Annotated in this window: 17 protein-coding genes; 9 read left to right on the top strand and 8 right to left on the bottom strand. The window is 67.0% G+C overall.

Annotated elements, in window-relative coordinates:
- The 5 genes from QZ755_RS02370 to QZ755_RS02390 form a co-directional block, all read right to left on the bottom strand.
- The coding region (locus tag QZ755_RS02370; RefSeq protein WP_294319369.1) for an alpha/beta fold hydrolase at positions 1-830 on the bottom strand (830 nt) is incomplete at its 3' end.
- Positions 831-835: 5 nt separating this feature from the next.
- On the bottom strand, positions 836-1,738 hold the full coding sequence (locus tag QZ755_RS02375; RefSeq protein ID WP_294319371.1) for a VOC family protein: 903 nt from the start codon (positions 1,736-1,738) through the stop codon (positions 836-838).
- Positions 1,739-1,799: 61 nt separating this feature from the next.
- The gene (locus tag QZ755_RS02380) at positions 1,800-4,145 is read right to left on the bottom strand and encodes a glycoside hydrolase family 3 C-terminal domain-containing protein (protein ID WP_294319373.1); all 2,346 of its coding nucleotides are present in this window, start codon (positions 4,143-4,145) and stop codon (positions 1,800-1,802) included.
- Positions 4,142-4,708, bottom strand: a complete 567-nt coding sequence (locus QZ755_RS02385) for an NAD(P)H-dependent oxidoreductase (protein ID WP_294319375.1) — start codon at positions 4,706-4,708, stop codon at positions 4,142-4,144. The genes QZ755_RS02380 and QZ755_RS02385 overlap by 4 nt, the downstream gene beginning before the upstream one ends.
- A gap of 5 nt (positions 4,709-4,713) precedes the next feature.
- Positions 4,714-5,817, bottom strand: a complete 1,104-nt coding sequence (locus QZ755_RS02390) for an LLM class flavin-dependent oxidoreductase (protein WP_294319377.1) — start codon at positions 5,815-5,817, stop codon at positions 4,714-4,716.
- A gap of 346 nt (positions 5,818-6,163) precedes the next feature.
- Here QZ755_RS02390 and QZ755_RS02395 point away from each other — a divergent pair, with 346 nt between their 5' ends.
- The 9 genes from QZ755_RS02395 to QZ755_RS02435 all read left to right on the top strand — a co-directional run bounded on the left by QZ755_RS02395 (position 6,164) and on the right by QZ755_RS02435 (position 15,095).
- The gene (locus QZ755_RS02395) at positions 6,164-6,331 is read left to right on the top strand and encodes a hypothetical protein (RefSeq protein ID WP_294319378.1); all 168 of its coding nucleotides are present in this window, start codon (positions 6,164-6,166) and stop codon (positions 6,329-6,331) included.
- Positions 6,332-6,500: 169 nt separating this feature from the next.
- Positions 6,501-7,142 (top strand): gluconate 2-dehydrogenase subunit 3 family protein, encoded by a 642-nt coding sequence (locus QZ755_RS02400; RefSeq protein WP_294319380.1) that lies wholly within the window; start codon positions 6,501-6,503, stop codon positions 7,140-7,142.
- The gene (locus tag QZ755_RS02405) at positions 7,142-8,836 is read left to right on the top strand and encodes a GMC family oxidoreductase (RefSeq protein WP_294319383.1); all 1,695 of its coding nucleotides are present in this window, start codon (positions 7,142-7,144) and stop codon (positions 8,834-8,836) included. Before QZ755_RS02400 ends, QZ755_RS02405 begins: the two co-directional genes overlap by 1 nt.
- A gap of 158 nt (positions 8,837-8,994) precedes the next feature.
- Entirely contained in the window at positions 8,995-10,302 is a 1,308-nt protein-coding gene (locus QZ755_RS02410; protein WP_294319385.1) for a glycoside-pentoside-hexuronide (GPH):cation symporter, read from the top strand.
- A 71-nt stretch (positions 10,303-10,373) separates the two neighbouring features.
- Complete coding sequence (locus QZ755_RS02415) at positions 10,374-10,682, top strand: hypothetical protein (RefSeq protein ID WP_294319387.1); 309 nt, start codon at positions 10,374-10,376, stop codon at positions 10,680-10,682.
- A gap of 62 nt (positions 10,683-10,744) precedes the next feature.
- On the top strand, positions 10,745-12,166 hold the full coding sequence (locus QZ755_RS02420) for an MFS transporter (protein WP_294319389.1): 1,422 nt from the start codon (positions 10,745-10,747) through the stop codon (positions 12,164-12,166).
- A 220-nt stretch (positions 12,167-12,386) separates the two neighbouring features.
- Positions 12,387-12,608, top strand: coding sequence for a hypothetical protein (locus QZ755_RS02425; protein ID WP_294319391.1), 222 nt, complete (start codon positions 12,387-12,389; stop codon positions 12,606-12,608).
- Positions 12,609-12,698: 90 nt separating this feature from the next.
- On the top strand, positions 12,699-13,556 hold the full coding sequence (gene purU, locus QZ755_RS02430) for a formyltetrahydrofolate deformylase (protein WP_294319393.1): 858 nt from the start codon (positions 12,699-12,701) through the stop codon (positions 13,554-13,556).
- A 45-nt stretch (positions 13,557-13,601) separates the two neighbouring features.
- Complete coding sequence (locus tag QZ755_RS02435) at positions 13,602-15,095, top strand: AarF/UbiB family protein (protein WP_294319395.1); 1,494 nt, start codon at positions 13,602-13,604, stop codon at positions 15,093-15,095.
- Positions 15,096-15,121: 26 nt separating this feature from the next.
- On the opposite strand, the gene phbB is transcribed toward QZ755_RS02435, so the two are convergent.
- The 3 genes from phbB to QZ755_RS02450 form a co-directional block, all read right to left on the bottom strand.
- Positions 15,122-15,844 carry an acetoacetyl-CoA reductase gene (gene phbB, locus QZ755_RS02440; protein WP_294319398.1) on the bottom strand — a complete coding sequence of 241 codons (723 nt, stop codon included), beginning with the start codon at positions 15,842-15,844 and terminating at the stop codon, positions 15,122-15,124.
- A 30-nt stretch (positions 15,845-15,874) separates the two neighbouring features.
- Positions 15,875-16,882, bottom strand: a complete 1,008-nt coding sequence (hemH, locus tag QZ755_RS02445) for a ferrochelatase (protein WP_294319399.1) — start codon at positions 16,880-16,882, stop codon at positions 15,875-15,877.
- 224 nt (positions 16,883-17,106) lie between these two features.
- Positions 17,107-18,483 (bottom strand): molybdopterin cofactor-binding domain-containing protein (locus QZ755_RS02450; protein WP_294319401.1); only part of this gene is annotated, 1,377 nt, incomplete at its 5' end.

The raw sequence follows: 18,483 nt of genomic DNA on the forward strand, positions 1-18,483 counted from the left end.
ACCGGGTTCTCGCCCTCGCGCGCCATGCGCTTGTCCTGCACCTCGCGCCAATTATGGTTTGCACCCCATACCGCGCCACTGGCGAAGCGCGGTTCATAGGCGACCGCGCGCGGGGCGAAATGACCGCCCAGCGAAATACCGGTCATGCCGATCCGCTGCGGATCGACATCGTCCCGTGCTTCGAGCCAGTCGACCGCCTTGCTCGCCCAATGTTCGCTGTGCGGATCGACGGCCAAGTCCTGCAGGCGCAGCGCCTCGCCCGATCCGGGCTGGTCGACGCACAGCGTCGAGATGCCGCGCCGCGCCAGTTCGTGCGGCAGGCGGGTCCAGAACAACAGCTCCTTGCAGCTGTCGAGACCGTTGCAGAACACCACGACCGGCTTTCGGCCCTCGCCCGGTGCCCGGGTATAGAGCGCGGGCATCGTGCCGGTTTCGAGCTGGATCTCCACCCGCTCGCGGTTCAGCTGCCCGAGCACCGTCGACCGATCGAACGCTTCCCTCGCCCGGGCATAGGTTTCCTTGCGACCCGGCGCGCCATGCCCCTGCATCCGTTCGGCGGTGAAGAGATAGAGCGACGCCCGCTCCAGCTTGTTGGACGCCGAAAAGGCACGCCCCTTCGCCTCGTCCTCGGCGGCCAGCCCGATCAGCTTCTCGCCGACCGATGCCCATGCCGCCATGAATTGCGGCGTGCCGGCGTCGGCACCACGGGCCGCCGCATCCTTCAGCGGCTGGCACATATCGATGATCTCGCCGAGCTGCGCGCCCGACTCCATCGCAATCGCAACCGACAGGTTCCAGATATAGTTCGGGAAGGGTTCGTACAGCGCCATCGCCGTTACACCACCGCCGCCTGCCACAGCCCAGCATCGGGCGACGGTTTCGGCATGGTCTGCGGGCCGCCAAAGCCCGACCCCCACTGGTCCATCGTATCGGCCTTCGGGACATGCACCTGATGCTGGTGATGGTCGTCATCGACCTCCTCCAGCTCCGACGTATATTCGACGACATTGTCGTTGGGCGTGGTGAAGTAGCTGAAGGTGTTGTTGCCCGCCGTGTGCCGCCCCGGCCCCCATTTGATGTCGACGTCGTTGCGCTTGAGCCGCCCGACGCCGCGCATCATGTCGTCCATCGTCAACACGTCATAGGCGACATGGTTGAAGCACGGCGGCCCCGGCAGGAACGCCAGCCGATGATGCCAGCTGTTGCAGCGCATGAAGCACATGAAGTCGCCCAGCCAGTCCGACACGCGGAAGCCCAGCGCCTTTTCGTACCATGCGACCAGGGCCTTGTGGTCGGGCGAGTGCATGACGACGTGGCTGATCTTGACCGGGATCGCCTCGCCCTTGGCCAGGTCGCGTTTAGTGCCGCGCTCGACATCGGCCGAAATCTGCAGCGTGAAGCCGTTGGGGTCGAAGAAGCGGAAGCCATAGCCGCCGCCGAGCGTCTCCAGATCATGCGGTTCGCTGATGATCTTACCTTCGTTCGCCTTCACCTGTTCGAACAGCGCGTCGACATCGGCGCGCGTCTCGGCGGCCCAGCCGATGACGTCGATCCGCTGCGTCGCGTCCTCGCGCAGGCGGACGACGTATTTCTCGTCGGTCCCTTCAGCGGCGAAATAGGCCATGCCGTCGTCGGACGCGACTTCGGTCAGCCCCCACACATCGGCGTAGAAGCGACGCTCCGCCGCCAGATCGGGAACGGCATAGCCGACAAAACGGATCTCGGACACTCTAGCCATCGGTCTCTCCTTCGGCACATTTGGGTGCGGGCAGCCGTGCTGGCGCACGACCGATCGTCGTTCAGCGATTGGTCTCGATCGTGAACAGGCTGTGGTTACTCGCCGGACCGACGCTCAGGCGAACCGGGCCGTCGATCCATGTCCAGCGATCGTTGCGCCAGATTCGGAACAGGCGCGGCTCGGGCGTCACACGGACCACCGCCTGTTCCCCGGCGCGCAGGCGCACCTTGGCAAAGCCGACCAGCGCGAATTCGGGATCGTGGCGATATAGCTGCACGACTTCGCTACCCGTGCGGTCACCGACATTGCGCAGCGTAACCAGTACGTCGCCGCCCTCCGCCTCCGCCGAGATCCAGTCGAACCGGGTATAGCCCTGCCCTGCCCCAAAGGCGTGAAGCGGTGCGGTGCCGCGCGCGGCCAGGCCGCGATAGCCGATGAGCACACCATCGTCGTAGCGCAGATCGCCCGCCGCATCGGGCGTCAGCCCCAGCGCGGGATAATCCTGTTCGCGGCGGGCCAGCGTGACGGGCAGCCGTCCGCCCGGTTCCCGATCGCCCGCCAGCACCGCCGCGAGCGCCGGCCCGAAGCCCTCCCCCGGATACCATGCCGACAGCAGCGCCGCCGCCCGTTCGCCCCAGCTCGCGTCAAAGGCGTGGCCGATGTTGGCGACGATCGCGACGCGCGGGTTGGCCGCGCAGACCGCATTGATCAACGTCACCTGTTCGGGCGCGAGCGCAGTGTCGGGGCGGTCCTTGCTCTCCACGCTGGAGTCGGAGGTTTCGCCGACGATCAGGACGACCGCGTCCGCCGCCCGCGCCGCATCCACTGCGCGCGCCAGCATCGCCGCCGCGCTGTCCGGCCCCCGCACGCCATACCACAGGCCATGGACCCGTGCGCCCTCATAGGTAAAGGCGACCTCGACCCGCACCCGCTGTCCGGCGGTCAATATTACCTCAGCGCTGTCGGCATCGCCGCGCTTGAGCGATCCCATCACGTCGGATGCCGCCATCCGCTCGGCCCGTTCGAGGATGACCGTCTCGTCGATCGCCATCCGCACCGCGCCGGTCGCCCCGACATAGAAGCGGTGCGCACCGCTTGCCTCGGCGGTGAACCAGCCCGATGCACGCACGGCCGCGGGGCGGTCGAACACGCCTTCCTCATGGACGCCGACGAACCAGACCAGCGAGTTGGTGTCGCGCACCTCGCGGCAGATCGGTTCACCGGTCAGATCGGTATCGGCGAAATAGTCGATGGTCATGCCGCGCCCGTCGCCGTCGACCGGCGTCACCGGCATTGAGGGCAGGCGCGGCTGCGGATCGACGCCGGGTTCGTACACGACCTCGACGCCCGTATAGCGCGCCACGATCGCGTCGAGCGGACGCGCCGCATCCGGCGACAGCGCGATCTTGGCGAAGGTGCCGCCCTGATAACAGGGCGCGGCTGCATTCGGCCCGATGACCGCGATCCTCGCGTCGCGGCCCGGCACCAGCGGCAGCAGGCCCCCGTCGTTGCGCAGCAGAACCATTCCCGCCGCCGCAGCTTCGATCAGCAGCGCATCGGCGTCCTCGACCGGTGGCGTCTTGGTGCCGGTCCAGCGCCGGGCGGCGCGCGCCACCCGGTCGGCAGCGTCGATCACCCGCTCGGCGGCAACCTCGCCGGCCTCGACCGCACCGACGGCTTTGGCACCCACGAACCGCGCCGGCCCCGGCATTTCCAGGTCCAGCCCGCCGTTCAGGCTGCCCGCCGTCGAATGGGTCCCGAACCAGTCCGAGATCAGCGGGCCGTCAAAGCCCCATTCCTGCTTCACGATCGTCGAGACATGGCCCTGTTCCGCGCACCATGATCCGTTGACCCGGTTGTACGCGGTGAGCAGCGCCCCCGCCCCCGCCGCCGCGCACAGCTCGAAGGGCAGGAGGTAGATTTCGCGCAGCGTCCGCTCGTCGACGACGGCATTCATCCGGTCGCGGTCGGTTTCGCTGTCGTTGCATACCATGTGCTTGGCGCAGGCGGCGGTGCCGGTGGACTGCAACCCTCGGGTCCACGCCGCCCCGGCAGCGCCGGTGAGCAGCGGATCCTCGGAAAAATATTCGAACGCGCGCCCCGCCAGCGGACTGCGGGCAAGGTTGACGTTGGGCGCCAGCACCATGTCGACGCCGCAGCGGATCGCCTCGCCACCGACCAGCGCGCCCATGCGCTCGATCAGGTCGATGTCGAAACTGGCCCCGAGCGCCGTGGCGCAGGGCGACAGGCGCGCGACGTCGCGTTCGTCGACCCGCCCGCTCGCGATCCCCATCGGCCCGTCGCTCATGTGCAACGACGGAATGCCGTCGTGCGGGATGGCGACCGTCCGCCACATCGCCGCGCCTGCGGTAAGGCTCGCCGCCTCGCTCAGGGTCAGCGCGCTCATGCCACCTGCTCCAGCCGGAATGCCATGATCTGCCGCGCCATGGTCATGATCTGTCCGGCGACGGCGGTATCGGCCAGTTCACCCGCGCTGCCGAACGGCTTCTGTGCGATCGAATTGATCGCGATACCGGCAGGCGTCGGCCAGCCGCGCATGGCATGGACGATGCCGCGCAGTGCCGCCAGCGTCACGCCGCCCGCCTGCCAGCCCGCCGCCGACACGATCAGCCCGACGGGCATCCCGTCGAAATAGACGCGTTCGTCGCCACGCAGATCCTCCAGAAGATCGATGGCGTTCTTCACCACCCCCGACACGCCGCCGTGATAGCCCGGCGTGCCGATCACCAGCGCGTCCGCCGCGCGCAGCGCAGCGACGAACGCTGCCTGCTCTGGCGTGCGTTCGGGACGTTCGGGGTTGAAGTGCGGCAGCGCGGCGAGTGCCGGGCCGTCGAACATCGTCGTCCGCGCGCCCAGCCCCTCACATTCGCCCAACACTGCGCGCACGAGCATCTCGCTCGACGAACGCGGGCGGAAGGTGCCGCCGATCCCCACGATATGCCGGGCCATCGCGCTCACGCCTTCCTGAACGCGGGCATGACCTTTTCCGACAGCAGCCGCAGCGTCTGGTCACCCAGCCGCAGCCGCTCCTCGGTCAGCGGGCCGGTGGTCGTGCCGCACAGGATGTTGCCGATGCCCAGTTCCTCATACGGCTTCAGATGCTCAATCACCGTCTCGGGCGAGCCGTAGAGGCACCAGGTACCGATCCAGTCCTCGGTCAGCGCATTGGGCGTCCGGTCGGTTTTTTTGTTCGCGTCGTTCGATTCGGCGCGGGCGTTGAATTCCGCCTCGCGCTCGATCGCGTCCTGATAGGCGCGCAGGATCGCCATCATCTCGTCGCGGGCCTGTTCGTCGCTGTCGGCGACGTGGACCAGCTGATAGGTATGCGTCGTCCAGTCGAGTGCGCGGGCGATCTTGTCGGCGCTATGCCCCGCCCCCTCCAGCATCGTGCGATAGATGCCGAAGAACTTGGCGACATGGGTCATCGGCTCGGTGCCGCCGATGTTGGGCGGGGTAAAGGCGGGGATGAACGCCGGCCATGCGTTCTCGGCGGCGCGCCGCGCGCTCGATTCCTTCATCGCAACCGGCATCAGCCGGGCATGACCCTCGCTATAGGCCGCAGGGGCGATGCGTTGCAGGACGCGGCCCTGGTGCGGGCCGTTGTCGATTTCGACTGCCGGGCCGTCCATCGTCTTGGCCCAGAGCTGCTCGGCGAGTGCGAGGTTCTTTTCCGAGATCGCACCCGCATCGCGGTAATCGACGCCGAAACCGATCATCTCCTCGGGCGTGGTGCCCGATCCGACCCCGACCAGCAATTTTCCGTCGGTCAGCTGGTCGAGGATGTTGATGCGTTCGACGAAGCGGACCGGGTGATGCAGCGGCACCGACGTCACCGAAAAGCCGAAATGCATGTGCGGATGCTTCGCCGCCAGATAGGACGCGAACATGTAGCTGTCGCTGGCGATCGGCATGTAGCCGTTGAAATGGTGGTCCGGCAGGAAAAGCGCATCGAAGCCGAGCGCGGCGGCGCGATCGGCGTGATGGATCAGGTCATGCATCAGTGCGCGGTCCTGTTCCGGCGCCATCGAGCGTGCATTGAGGAACACCGAAAAACGCATCCGACCTCTCCCTTTTCGCGCCCGGTCGTCCGGTTGCGCGGTTACCACCCGCTGTAGGATGGACTAAACTAAAATTAGAACTGCTATTTTGATATTCTGCCTTGTGGGGGGCTGTCAATGGTGTGCCAGTGGATATCGAAACGATGATCGCCAAGGCGCGTCCGGCGTAGCGGGGTCGCAGCAACGCCGGCTTCGAGCCAATGCTGGCCACTGCCGAGGAACTGATGGTGCAGCGGGAGTCGAACGGATTCACGCCGAACGAGGTCGCGAAGCACGGGACGCCTCGATCGGATCGATCTATTGCCGTTTCGACAGCCAGGATGATCTCGTCCAGTCGATCGCCGACGTGCTGCGCCGCCATGCCGCCGATGCCGCGATCGCCCGCTATCCGGGTTTCGGGTCGTCGCTCGATGCGGCCGGGGAAGGCGACTGGCGCCAGCAGAAGAACGACTTGGGCAACATGCGCGCCGCCTATCTGTCGATTGCGTCCAAGAGCCGCCGGACGGCCGCCTGAAGCACCGGATACGCCGCCCCTGTAAACGCCCCCCGGCGCTCCCGCCGCCCTTCCCCCCGCAGCCATCCTTTCTGGAAAATCGATCGCCTTTCCTCTTGCCCGCTCTCCAACGCTCGTTTAATAGAACAAAAGTTCTAATTATGACCGCAACAAGCGGCGCGAACGAAGGATGAGGAGCGTCATGGCCGAAAAGGGCTGGACCCGGCGCGATACGTTGGGTGGGGCAGCGTTATTCGCGCTGGTGGTGGGGTTGCCCGTTGCCGTGGTGCGGGCGACCGACACGTCCGATACGGTCAGCGATCGACAGCGGGCGATCTTGCGTGAAACGGCGCAGGCGGTCATCCCGCGCACCGCTACGCCTGGCGCGGGCGACATTGGCGCGCATGAATTCGTCATCCTCGCGCTCGCGCACGGGCTGGATGGCACCCGCACTCCGGCGTCCAGCACCGCGTTGCCGGCGACGGTCACCCGCCATCTGCGCAGCGATGGATCGCTCGACTATCTCGACTGGCTGGAATGGCAGCTGGATGCCAATGCCCATGGCAACTTCCTGGGTGCCAGCCCGGCTCGACGGATCGCCGCCGTCGCGGCGATCGACAAGGCGGGCTTTGCCGAAGCCGACCGCGACGCGCCCGAGTCGCCGTGGAAGAAGCTGAAGGCGCTGATCCTGACCGCCTATTACACGTCCGAAACCGGCGGCTCGCGCGAGCTGCAATATGAGCTGGTTCCCGGCAAATGGGAACCGGACCTCCCCTTTATCCCCGGCAGCCGCGCATGGTCGAGCGACTGGACCGCGGTGGAGTTCAGCTGATGAGCGAAACACTGTTCGACGCGATCGTGATCGGGTCGGGAATCACCGGCGGCTGGGCGGCCAAGGAACTGACCGAGGCGGGGCTGAAGGTCCTGATGCTCGAACGCGGGCCGATGATCGAACACGGCGCGGGCTATGTGAACGAGACCAAGGCGCCATGGGACCTGGAGTTCCGGGGGCTGGGCGACGCCGCGCTGTACGAAACCGACTATGCCGTCCAGCGCAAGAACCGCCACTTTACCGAATTCACCCAGGACCGGTTCGTCAACGACCGCGAGAATCCGTACACGACCGCGGGCGATACCCAGTTCAACTGGTGGCGCAGCCACGGGCTGGGCGGACGCTCGCTGGCATGGGGGCGGCAATGCTATCGCTGGTCCGATTACGACTTCGACGCCAATCGCCGCGACGGGCACGGCACCGACTGGCCGATCCGCTATGCCGACATCGCGCCGTGGTACGACAAGGTCGAGGAGTTCGTCGGCGTGGCGGGGATGGCGGAGGGGCTGCCGCAGCTGCCCGATGGTCGTTTCCTGCCGCCGATGGCGCTGAACCCGGTCGAGGAGCATGTCCGCTCGGTGATCGGCGAGCGCTGGCCGGAGCGACGACTGACGGTGGGGCGCAACGCGAACCTGACGGTCGCCAAGCCCGATCAGGGACGCGCGGCGTGCCAGTATCGATCGATCTGCCCGCGCGGCTGCTCCTACGGCGCCTATTTCTCGACGCAGAGTTCGACGCTGCCCGCCGCGCAGAAGACCGGCAACCTGACGCTCATCACCGATGCGGCGGTCGAGGCGATCGAACAGGACCCCGCCACCGGTCGCGCGACCGGCGTCCGCTTCATCGATACGAAGACCGGCGAGCGCAAGCGCGCGACGGCGCGGATCGTGTTCCTGAACGCGGGATCGTTCAACAGCGTCGGCGTGCTGCTGCGCTCCGCGACCGAGGCGAATCCGAACGGGCTGGCCAATTCGAGCGGCGTGCTGGGCACGCACATCATGGACCATGCGCAGACGGTCGCCGGCATCGCGATCATGCCGGGGTTCGAAGGCCACACCTATTTCGGCAACCGCCCGACCGGCGTGGTCATCCCCCGGTTCCGCAATCTCGATACCATCGACGGCAAGGGGCATTCGCGCGGCTTTTCCTATCAGGGCGGGGCGTTTCGCGCCGCATGGACGCGCGGCAAGCGCGACGCGGGCATCGGTGCCGACTATAAGGACGGCCTGCAGGAGCCGGGTCCGTGGCGGATGGTGCTGGTCGCCTTTGCCGATTCGATCCCGCGCGCGACCAACCGCATCACACTCGACCCGACCGTCAAGGATTCGATCGGCCTGTCCGCGCTGCGCATCGCGTTCGATCATGGTGCCGAGGAACGCGCCGCGCTGGCCGATGCCAAGGCGGAGGCAGCCGCGATGCTGACCGCCGCCGGGGGCCATGTCATCATGGGCCTCGACCAGCCGAGTCCCGGCGGTTCCGCGATCCACGAGATGGGCGGCGCGCGCATGGGGCATGATCCCCGGACCAGCGTGCTGAACAAATGGAGCCAGGCGCACGATGTCGCCAACCTGTTCGTCACCGACGGCGCGCAGATGTCCTCCTCGGCCTGCCAGAACCCGTCGCTGACCTACATGGCATTGACCGCGCGCGCCTGCGCGACCGCGGTGTCGATGCTGAAGGAAGGCGCGCTCTGATCCCAGTCTGCTAGCGGGCACATCCCGCCAGGTGCCGCAGCGTCGGTGCCGCCCGGAGTGAATGACGATGTACCGTGCCGCCTGTATCGAAGGACCGTTCGTTGCCGACCGCCGCCGCAACGCGCCGGGGGTCTGACGCCATGGAGGGGGGTCGGGACATGCTTCCCGCCGCGTCGCCGCCGCTGCGGGGGACAGCGAAACTCGCTTATGGCCTGGGCGATTTCGGCTTCGGCCTGTCGTGGAACATGGTGGGCGCCTTCCTGCTGTTCTTCTACACCGACGTCGCGCTGCTACCCGCCGCGGCGGTTGGCACGCTGCTGCTCGTATCGCGGCTGGCCGATGCGGCGATCGATCCGGTGATCGGCATATTGGTCGACCGGACGCGCGGGCGCAGCGGGCGGGCGCGGCCGTGGTTCAAATGGGGTGCGATCCCGTTCGGGCTGCTGTGTGCCGCCACCTTCTGGATGCCGCCGGTCGGGGAAAGCGGCCGGCTGGTGTGGGCGATCGCGACCTTCGCGCTGCTCGGCATCCTGTTTTCGGCGATCAACATCCCGTACGGCGCACTGCTGCCGATGATGACCAACCGCAATGGCGAGCGGCTGACGCTGGGCAGCCTGCGCGCCGCCGGCACCGCGATTTCGGTCATCGTCGCAACGGCGGCGACCATGCCGCTGGTGGGTGCATTGGGCGGCGGGGACCAGCGGCAGGGTTTCCTGATCGTTGCCGCGCTGTTCGGCCTCGTCACCACGCTGACCACGCTCAACCTGCTGCGCTGTCCCGAACAGGTCGAGGCGATGGAAGCGCCCCGCAACCAGGCGGTCTTGCCGCAGGTATGGGCGATGATCGGCAACCGGGCGTGGAGCACGGTGTTCCTGTTCGCGCTGCTCAACTTCGTCCGCTTCGGTGCGGTGCTGGCGATCACGCCGTTCTTCGCGATCAACGTGCTGGGCAAACCCTGGATGATCTCGATCCTGTTGCCCGCGGTATCGGGCACGCTGCTGATCGGGTCGATCCTCGCGCCGCCCTATCTCAAGCGGCTGGGAATGCGGCGCGGCAACCTGATCGCGCTGCTGGCGGCGCTGCCGCTGTTCGCCGCGCTGCCGCTGGTCGAGGGATCGACCGCCGGTTTCCTGACGCTGTATCTGCTCGGATCGGTGCTGCTCAGCATCACCATGACCGCGATCTTCGCGATGGCGGCCGAGGCGATCGAGTATCACGAACAGCATACCGGCAGCCGCAACGAAGGGTTGCTCTCGTCGGGCATCAGCCTGTCGACCAAGATCGGCATGGCGCTGGGCGGCGCGCTGATCGCCTTTGGGCTGGCCAGCATCGGCTATATACCCGGCAAGGGCGGCGCGGAGGTCGTGTCCGGGCTGCGCTGGCTGTACTACGCGCCGATCGTCGCGTGTCTGGTCGCGCAGATGGCGGTGATCGCACGCTATCCCGCGATTGCACGACCGGCCTGATGGCCAAACGCCGGAGCGGCTTTCAGAGGATGGAGCCAGCCGGACACGGTAAAGAAGGGGACGGTGTCCCGTTGGCCACCGCCCCCTTCCCCGATCCGGTCCGCGATATCGATGCGATCGTTGCCAAATGCCCTTCCGCCGGCACGCTTCACGGCGGCCATGGCCCTCTCGCCGAAATGCGAATGGTCGCGCTATCCGCGCTCCATCTGCGCCTTGATCCTGAAACCGTCACCGGTGCCTTCAAGCTGCCGGCGGACGGCGGAAAGATCGCGATGCCTAAGCCAGGCACCGACGACTGCCAGCCCTCATCGAGGCAAGGGCTGCAATGCGGTCACCCGATCCTTTTCGACATTCATCGACCGGTATGTCGAGCTAATTAGAACTTGTATTCCTATACGCGTTATCGTCTTGACCGGCTACCCCGTAGGCAAGGATCGGCGACTTGGCATCGACAGCAGTATCGGATCAGTTGAGCGATCGGCAGCGCAGTCTCGCGTTTGCGACGATCCTCGTGGCATTCGTCATGGACGTGGTCGATTCGACGATCGTCAACACTGCCCTGCCCGCGATCCAGTCGGCGCTCGGCGCTTCCGACCGGGCGATGCAATGGGTGGTGTCGGGCTATTTCCTGACCTTTGCCGTCCTGCTGGTCGTCGGCGGGCGGCTCGGCGACCTGTTCGGCTATCGGCGCATGTTCGTGATCGGCGTGGTGGGCTTCACCCTCGCCTCGCTTGCCTGCGGACTGGCCCTGGACGGGCGCACGCTGTCGATCTCCCGGCTGGTGCAGGGGGCCGCCGCCGCGATCATGGCACCGCAAGGGGTGGCATTGGTCCAGCAACTCTACTCGCCGACCGAACGCATCGGGCGGCTGGCGGCATTCGGGGTGATCGGCGGCCTGGCAGCTATCGGCGGGCCGGTACTCGGCGGGTTGCTGATCGAATGGAGCCCCCTGGGGTTCGGCTGGCGTAGTGTGTTCCTGATCAACCTGCCCTTCGGCGTCATGGCGCTGATCGCCGGGCTGACCTTGCTACCGCCGGGCCGCTCGGGCCACGCATTGCGGCCGGACGCGCCAGGATCGCTGCTGCTGTTCGCCGCGCTCGGTGCGTTGCTGCTGCCGCTGATCGAAGGGCGCGCGGCGGGATGGCCATGGTGGACCGGCGCGATGGGCCTTGCCAGCATCGCGCTGTGGTGGGCATTCTGGCGCTATGAATGCAGGCGGCGCGCGCTGCTCGGCTCGGCCCTGATCGAACCGGCGCTGTTCGCCGATCGCAGCTTCCGCATCGGGCTGACCGCTACCATGGGCTTCGCGATCGCCTCGGGCGGCTTCCTGTTGACGTTCAGCCTGACGTTGCAGCGCGGACTCGGCTATGCCCCGATCGACGTTGCGCTGCTCCACATCCCGTTCGGACTCGGCGTCATGGCAGGAATCAGCCAGATCGGACGGAAGGCGCTGCCCCGACAGGGCCGGCGCGTGCCGATCGTCGGTGCGATGGTAATGGCGGCCGGATGCCTTGCTACCGCATCGGCCGTCTTGCTGGCGCTTTCCCCAGTGGTAATTGGTGTGCTGTTGCTGGTGGCGGGGATCGGCATGGGGAGCCTGAGCGGACCGCTGGGACCGATCACGCTCTCTCGGGTCGATCGCAACCATGCCGGGGTGGCGGGCGCGATGCACAAGACGGTGCAGCAAATCGGCGGCGCGCTGGGAACCGCCTTGATCGCGACGGTGTATTTCATGATGGCACCCGGTAGCGCCGGCGAACGGATGCCGGGTGCGTTCCTGGTCGCGTCCGGTATCGTCGCGCTCGACCTGATGGCGCTGGCTATCCTGCTACGCCGGCTGCCGGAACGGCTGTTCGACCGATAGACCGTGGCGGGGAAAAGAAGGCGGTCATCATCGATGTCTGCACGGCCTGCGGCACGTCGTACGAACGCACGGCGGCCCCGCCCGCGCACCGGGCGATGCGTAGCGACGAACGCCGACATGTCCTGCGATCCGGTCAGAAATGGACCGATCGCGAACAGATACCCTCCGGCACAGCAACCCTTGGCGCAAACATCTTGCCGAACTCATAAGCATCCAAACGATGCCACGCTCCACCATCGGACAGCGGGCGTTCCTGCCGGTAGGCGACATTCTGCAAATCACGCCGGGCGGCGATGCGGTATCGTTCATGTGGAGCTATCCCAACATGCTGCCACGGTTCAGGCGGATGCCGGCCCGCACCGCGCGCGGTGGAGCGACCATGGCCGGGGGGTACATGCACAGCACCGACGACTGCCCGGCGGGTCGATCCCGCAGCGATTGACATCGGAAGGCCACACGCAAAACACTGGACCGAAGCGCCCGGAGGATCGAAAGGCAGGACCGACGCCGACCTTTGGGGGACAGATTGATCGTGAGCAGCATCTACACGCTTCGGCTGCAATGTCCCGACCGCCCCGGACTGGTGGCGCGGGTTGCCGGTTTCCTGGCCGATCGCGGCGCCAATATCGTCGATGCGCAGCAGTTCGACGATGCCCTGTCGCAACAATTCTTCATGCGCGTCGCCTTTACCCTCGGCGAAGCCGGATCGATCGACACACTGCGCACCGACTTTGCGGCAATCGCACAGGCGGCACAGATGCATTGGTCACTACGCGATCAGGCGACGCCGAAGCGGGTGCTGCTGATGGTCTCCAAATGGGATCATTGCCTGATCGACCTGCTCTATCGCACCCGTCTGGGCGAATTGCCGATGGAGGTGGTGGCGATCGCCTCCAACCATCCGCGCGAGGCGCTGCATACCGAGCTGATGGACGACATCCCGTTTCACCACCTGCCCGTGACGCGGGAGACGAAGGCGGCGCAGGAGGAGCAGGTCAAGCAGCTGGTCGACGCCAGCGGTGCCGAACTGGTCGTCCTCGCGCGCTACATGCAGATCCTGTCGGACGACCTCGCCGCCTTTCTCGCTGGACGCTGCATCAATATCCACCACAGCTTCCTGCCGGGTTTCAAGGGCGCCAAACCCTATCACCAGGCCCACGCCCGCGGCGTGAAGATGATCGGTGCGACTGCGCACTACGTCACCGCCGACCTCGACGAAGGTCCGATCATCCACCAGGATGTCGAACCGATCAGCCACGCCGACACGCCCGACGATCTCGTGCGCAAGGGGCGCGACATCGAACGCCGCGTGCTGGCCGAAGCGGTGCGGCTGCATCTGGATGACCGGCTATTCCCGCACGGCGCGCGGACGGTCGTCTTTCGGGGCTGACATCGGGCGGTTCCATCTGCACGGCGGCCGACCTACATCCCGTCCATGTTGCAGACGCTGATCGTCGCCGGGCGGGATCGCCATCGGTTGCAGGAAATCGCGCAGGTTGCCGGGCGATTCGGACTGGGCGTCCTGACCGCACGACTGGGGCTGGGGTCGACGGAGGAAGATGCCGATCCCGCCGAGCTGCCCCGCCGCACCCGGCTGGCGCTGGAGGCGCTGGGTCCGACCTTCGTCAAGCTTGGTCAAATCCTCGCGACACGCGGCGACCTGTTACCGCCCGACTGGATCGCCGAGTTCGAACGGTTGCACAGCAGCGCGCCGACGCTGCCGTTCGACGATCTGCGCGACGCGGTGGAGACGGCACTGGGCGAACCCCCCGAAACCGCGTTCGCAAGCTTCGACCCGAACCCGCTTGCCGCCGCGTCGATGGCGCAGGTCCATCGCGCCACGCTGCAGGACGGACGCGCCGTGGTGCTGAAAATTCGCCGCCCCCATATCCGCCCCCGGATCGAGGCCGACCTGCGGCTGATCGCGCAAGGAGCGTTGCTGGCCGAACGGGCAAGCGCCGAGACGCGGCGGTTTCAGCCCGTCGCGCTGGTCCGCAAGCTGGCCGGCGCGATGCTCGACGAATGCGATTTCACGCAGGAGGGGCGCAACGCAGACCGGCTGCGCGCTGATTTCATCGGCGAGCCGCGGGTCGTCGTGCCTGCGATCCATTGGCAGTTCACCTCCGACGCGTTGCTGGTGATGGACTATGTCGACGGCATCCGCCTGACCGGTCCGGCAGCGTTGCAGGCGGCCGGCATCGATCCGGCGGTAATCGCGGCACTGGGCGCCGACGTCGTACTCGACATGGTACTCGTCCACGGACGCTTCCATGCCGATCCGCATCCGGGCAACCTGCTATGCCTGTCCGGCAACCGGATCGCGCTGCTCGACCTTGGCATGATCGGCCATGTGTCGCCACGCCGCCGCGAGGAGTTCATCGGTTTCGTCCAGGCGCTGCAACGCGGCGATCCGGCACTGCTGGCCGACATTCTCGGCACATGGTCGGCAGGGGCCGGCGTCGCGCCGGAAGCCGTTCGCACCGCCGCCGATCGGCTGATCGCGCGCCACGGCGGACCATTGGTGTTGCGTGCGATCGTCACCGACCTGCTGGCGGTGATGCGCGAAACCGGGTTGGTCATGCCCGGCGACCTGCTGCTGGTCTTCAAGGCGCTCATCACCATCGACGGCGTGCTGGCCGCGATCCAGCCCGATTTTGACCTGTCGGCCGCGTTACGTCGTGCCAGCCTGCGTATCGTGCGGTCGCGGCTGTCGGCGGACCATTGGATGCCGGTCGTGCAGGAAATGGCGTGGGAGCTGGGTCGGATCGGCGACGATGCGCCACGCCTGCTCAGGCTGCTGGTCCGGCGACTGGAGGTGGAACCGGCCGCGCCGGCCGCGGTGCAGCCCGACCGGGCGGGACCGCGCTGGATCGCCGCCGCGATACTGGCCGGGGCGGCGATGATCGCCGCCGCCGGCCTGTTGGGATGACGCGGGGAAATACCCGCGCCGCCCGATCAATACATGTGCTGGCCGCCGTTGATGCTCAGCGTCGAACCGGTGACGAAACCGCCCTCTTCCGAACACAGGAAGGCCACGCCGCGCGCGATCTCGCTCGCCTGGCCCAGACGGCCGACCGGAATCTTGGCAACGATCTTTTCGAGCACGTCGGCCGGCACCGCCGCCACCATGTCGGTGTCGATATAGCCCGGCGCGATCGCATTGACGGTCACGCCGAACCGCGCACCTTCCTGTGCCAGCGCCTTGGTGAAGCCATGGATGCCCGACTTCGCGGCGGCATAGTTCACCTGGCCGTACTGGCCCGCCTGGCCGTTGATCGACCCGATATTGACGATGCGACCCCATTTGCGGTCGCGCATTCCGGGGAAGGTCGCCTTGGCGAGGTTGAAGCACCCGCCCAGGTTCGTGCGGATCACGTCGTCCCACATGTCGTAGGTCATCTTCAGCAGCGTGCCGTCGCGGGTGATGCCGGCATTGTTGACGACGATATCGACCGGGCCGATCGCTTCCTCGATCGCCTTCACGCCCGCCTGGGTCGCGTCGAAATCACCCACGTCGAACTTGAATGCGGCGATACCGGTGCGGTCGCTGAACGCCTTCGCCTTTTCATCGTTGCCGGCATAGTTGGCGGCGACGGTGACGCCCATGTCCTTGAGCGCAAGGCTGATCGCCTCGCCGATACCGCGCGTGCCGCCGGTGACGATCGCTACCCGTGCCATGCATTCTCTCCTACGAAAGTTTCAACCCTGCTAGGCCGGGTCGATCCATCCCGCAAGTTCGCGCGCGATAATGTTGCGCAACATTTTATTGCCTGTTGGTTCGGCATTCAGGCACGGAAGATACGCGAAATCGGTTCCGCCCGCCTCCATGAAACTCTCCCTGCCCCGGATCGCCAGTTCTTCCAGCGTCTCCAGACAGTCCGCCGAAAAGCCCGGCGCGAAGATCGCCACACGGCGCTTCCCCGCCTTCGCCAATTCGACCAGCGTGTCGTCGGTCGCCGGCCCCAGCCACCTGGCCGGGCCGAAGCGCGACTGGAACGCGACCGTCAGCGGGCGGCCGATCGCTTCCTGCACCAGCCGGGCTGTCTTCTGGCAATGGCAGTGGTAGGGATCGCCTAGGTCCAGCGTCCGCTTGGGCATCCCATGGAAACTGGCAACGATCGTATCAGGTTCGAAATCGAGCTTGGCCAGATCCTCGCTGAGCGTCGCGGCCAGCGCATCGATATAGAGTGGATCGTCATAATAGGGCGGCAGGGTACGGATCGCCGGCTGCCAGCGCAGTTTCGCCAGATGGGCGAACGCCTTGTCATTGGCGGTCGCGGTCGTCGCTGCGCAATATTGCGGGTAGAGCGGGGCCAGCAGAATGCGGTCGCAGCCCTGCGCCCGCAACGCGTCGATCCGGCTGGCGATCGATGGATTGCCATAGCGCATTGCCCAGTCGATCACGACGTCCTCGCCGAACGCGCCCTGCATTGCGTCGGACTGCGCCCGCGTGATCGCGGCCAGCGGCGAACCCTTGTCGCTCCACACCTGCTGATAGGCATGGGCGGATTTTTTCGGACGGGTGTTCAGGATGATGCCGCGCAGGATCGGCTGCCACGCGATCGGCGGTATCTCCACCACGCGCCGGTCGGACAGGAACTCGGCGAGGTAGCGCCTGACCGATCGCGGCGACGGATCGTCGGGCGTGCCGAGGTTCATCAGCAATACGCCGACGCGGCGCTTGGGGATGGCGGGGTGATTCGACGGGCGTTCCATGGGGTCGGTTAACGCGCGACCGCGTGGTTCGGGGCAAGCCGTATTTTGGCGAGGGCGGGTTCGCAGAAGAAGTTATTTTGACGCGGAGGCGCGGAGGAATCTTCTTCCCCGCTAGCCGCCTCTTCTCCTGCGATCAGCGAACGAAGTCGTCTCCCGATCGTGAGGCATCGCCACGGATGCGCCCCCTTCGCGCCTCCGCGTGAACCAATCTTCCTACCAGCCTGTCACCCCAGCAGCGGCAACGACCGGTAGCGTCGCCCGGTCGCGGCGTGGAGCGCGTTGGCGATGGCGGGCGCCACCACCGGCACCGCCAGCTCGCTGACACCGCCGGGATCGGCGTCGGACTCGACGATCTCGATCATGATCTCCGGACTGTCGGCCAGGCGTGGCAGGTTGAGGCCGCCAAAACCCCGCACATTCGGCAGATTCGCCTCGAACCCGGTCGACGCGCCCGTCGCCATCGCCATGCCGAACAACAGCCCGCCTTCGATCTGCTGCCGCACCAGATCGGGATTGACGACCCGCCCGCAATCGACCGCGACGACCAGTCGGTCGACCTTCACCCGCTGGTTGTCGCCGATATGCGCCTCCGCCATGCAGGCGATGGCCGATCCGCGCATCCGGTGGCAGGCGATGCCCTGTGCGCTGCCGGGTACCCCGCCCTGCCAGCCGCCCATCGTCGCGACGGTCGACAGGCAGCGGGCGAGCGCCACGTCACCGCCCAGCATGGCGATGCGGAACGAATGCGCCTCCATGCCCGCGAACCCGGCCAGCTCGTCGAGAAAGCATTCGGTAAAGAACGCGGTATAGCTGTGCGCCCCCGATCGCCACCATCCGGCGGGCAGGCCCAGTTCGGCCGGGTGATGATCGACCGCCAGATTGGGAATGCCGTACGCCGGAACCGCGCCATCGGTCGCCAGCGCATCGCCCCGGTCGCCCGGCAACGCCATCGCCAGCGACGCCGCGACATCGCCGCCCAGCAACAGCCGCGCCAGATCGCGCCCCGTGCGCGGCGCTGCCACCTGCGCCCGCCAGCCAAGGATCATGCCCCCCCGCCCCAGCCGCGCCGTCATCCGCGCGGCGGCCGGCGCGCGGTAGCGGTCGGCCAGGCAATCCTCGCCGCGCGACCAACTGAGCTGCACCGGCTTTTCCAGCTTGCGCGCCAGCACCGCCGACTGCTCCGCCACCCGGTGGTCGAGGTTCGCGCCGAACGATCCGCCGGATATCGTCGGGTGCAGCACGACCCTGCTTTCGGAGATGCCGATCGCGCGCGCGGCGGCGGCGCGGGCCAGCGTCGGGGCCTGGGTCGGCATCCACAATGTCAGCGTGCCGTCGCTCCATTCGGCGGTGGCGCTGGTCGGCTCGATCGCACCGTGCAGCGCGGCGGCGACGCGGTAGGTGGCGGTCTGGGTCCGTCCCCCCGTGAACGCCGCGTCGATATCGCCCGCCTCATGCACCCGCGCGCCCTCTCCGGACAACGCGGTGTCGAGCGCGGTGGCGATCGACGCATCGTCGACCAGCCCGTGCGTTTCGAAGCGCGGCGCCATCGCATCGACCGCGCGATTGGCCGCCCACCATGTCGTGCCCGCCGCGGCGACCCA

Origin of the sequence: uncultured Sphingomonas sp. (assembly GCF_913776855.1) — a bacterium.
Classification (GTDB): Bacteria; Pseudomonadota; Alphaproteobacteria; order Sphingomonadales; family Sphingomonadaceae; genus Sphingomonas.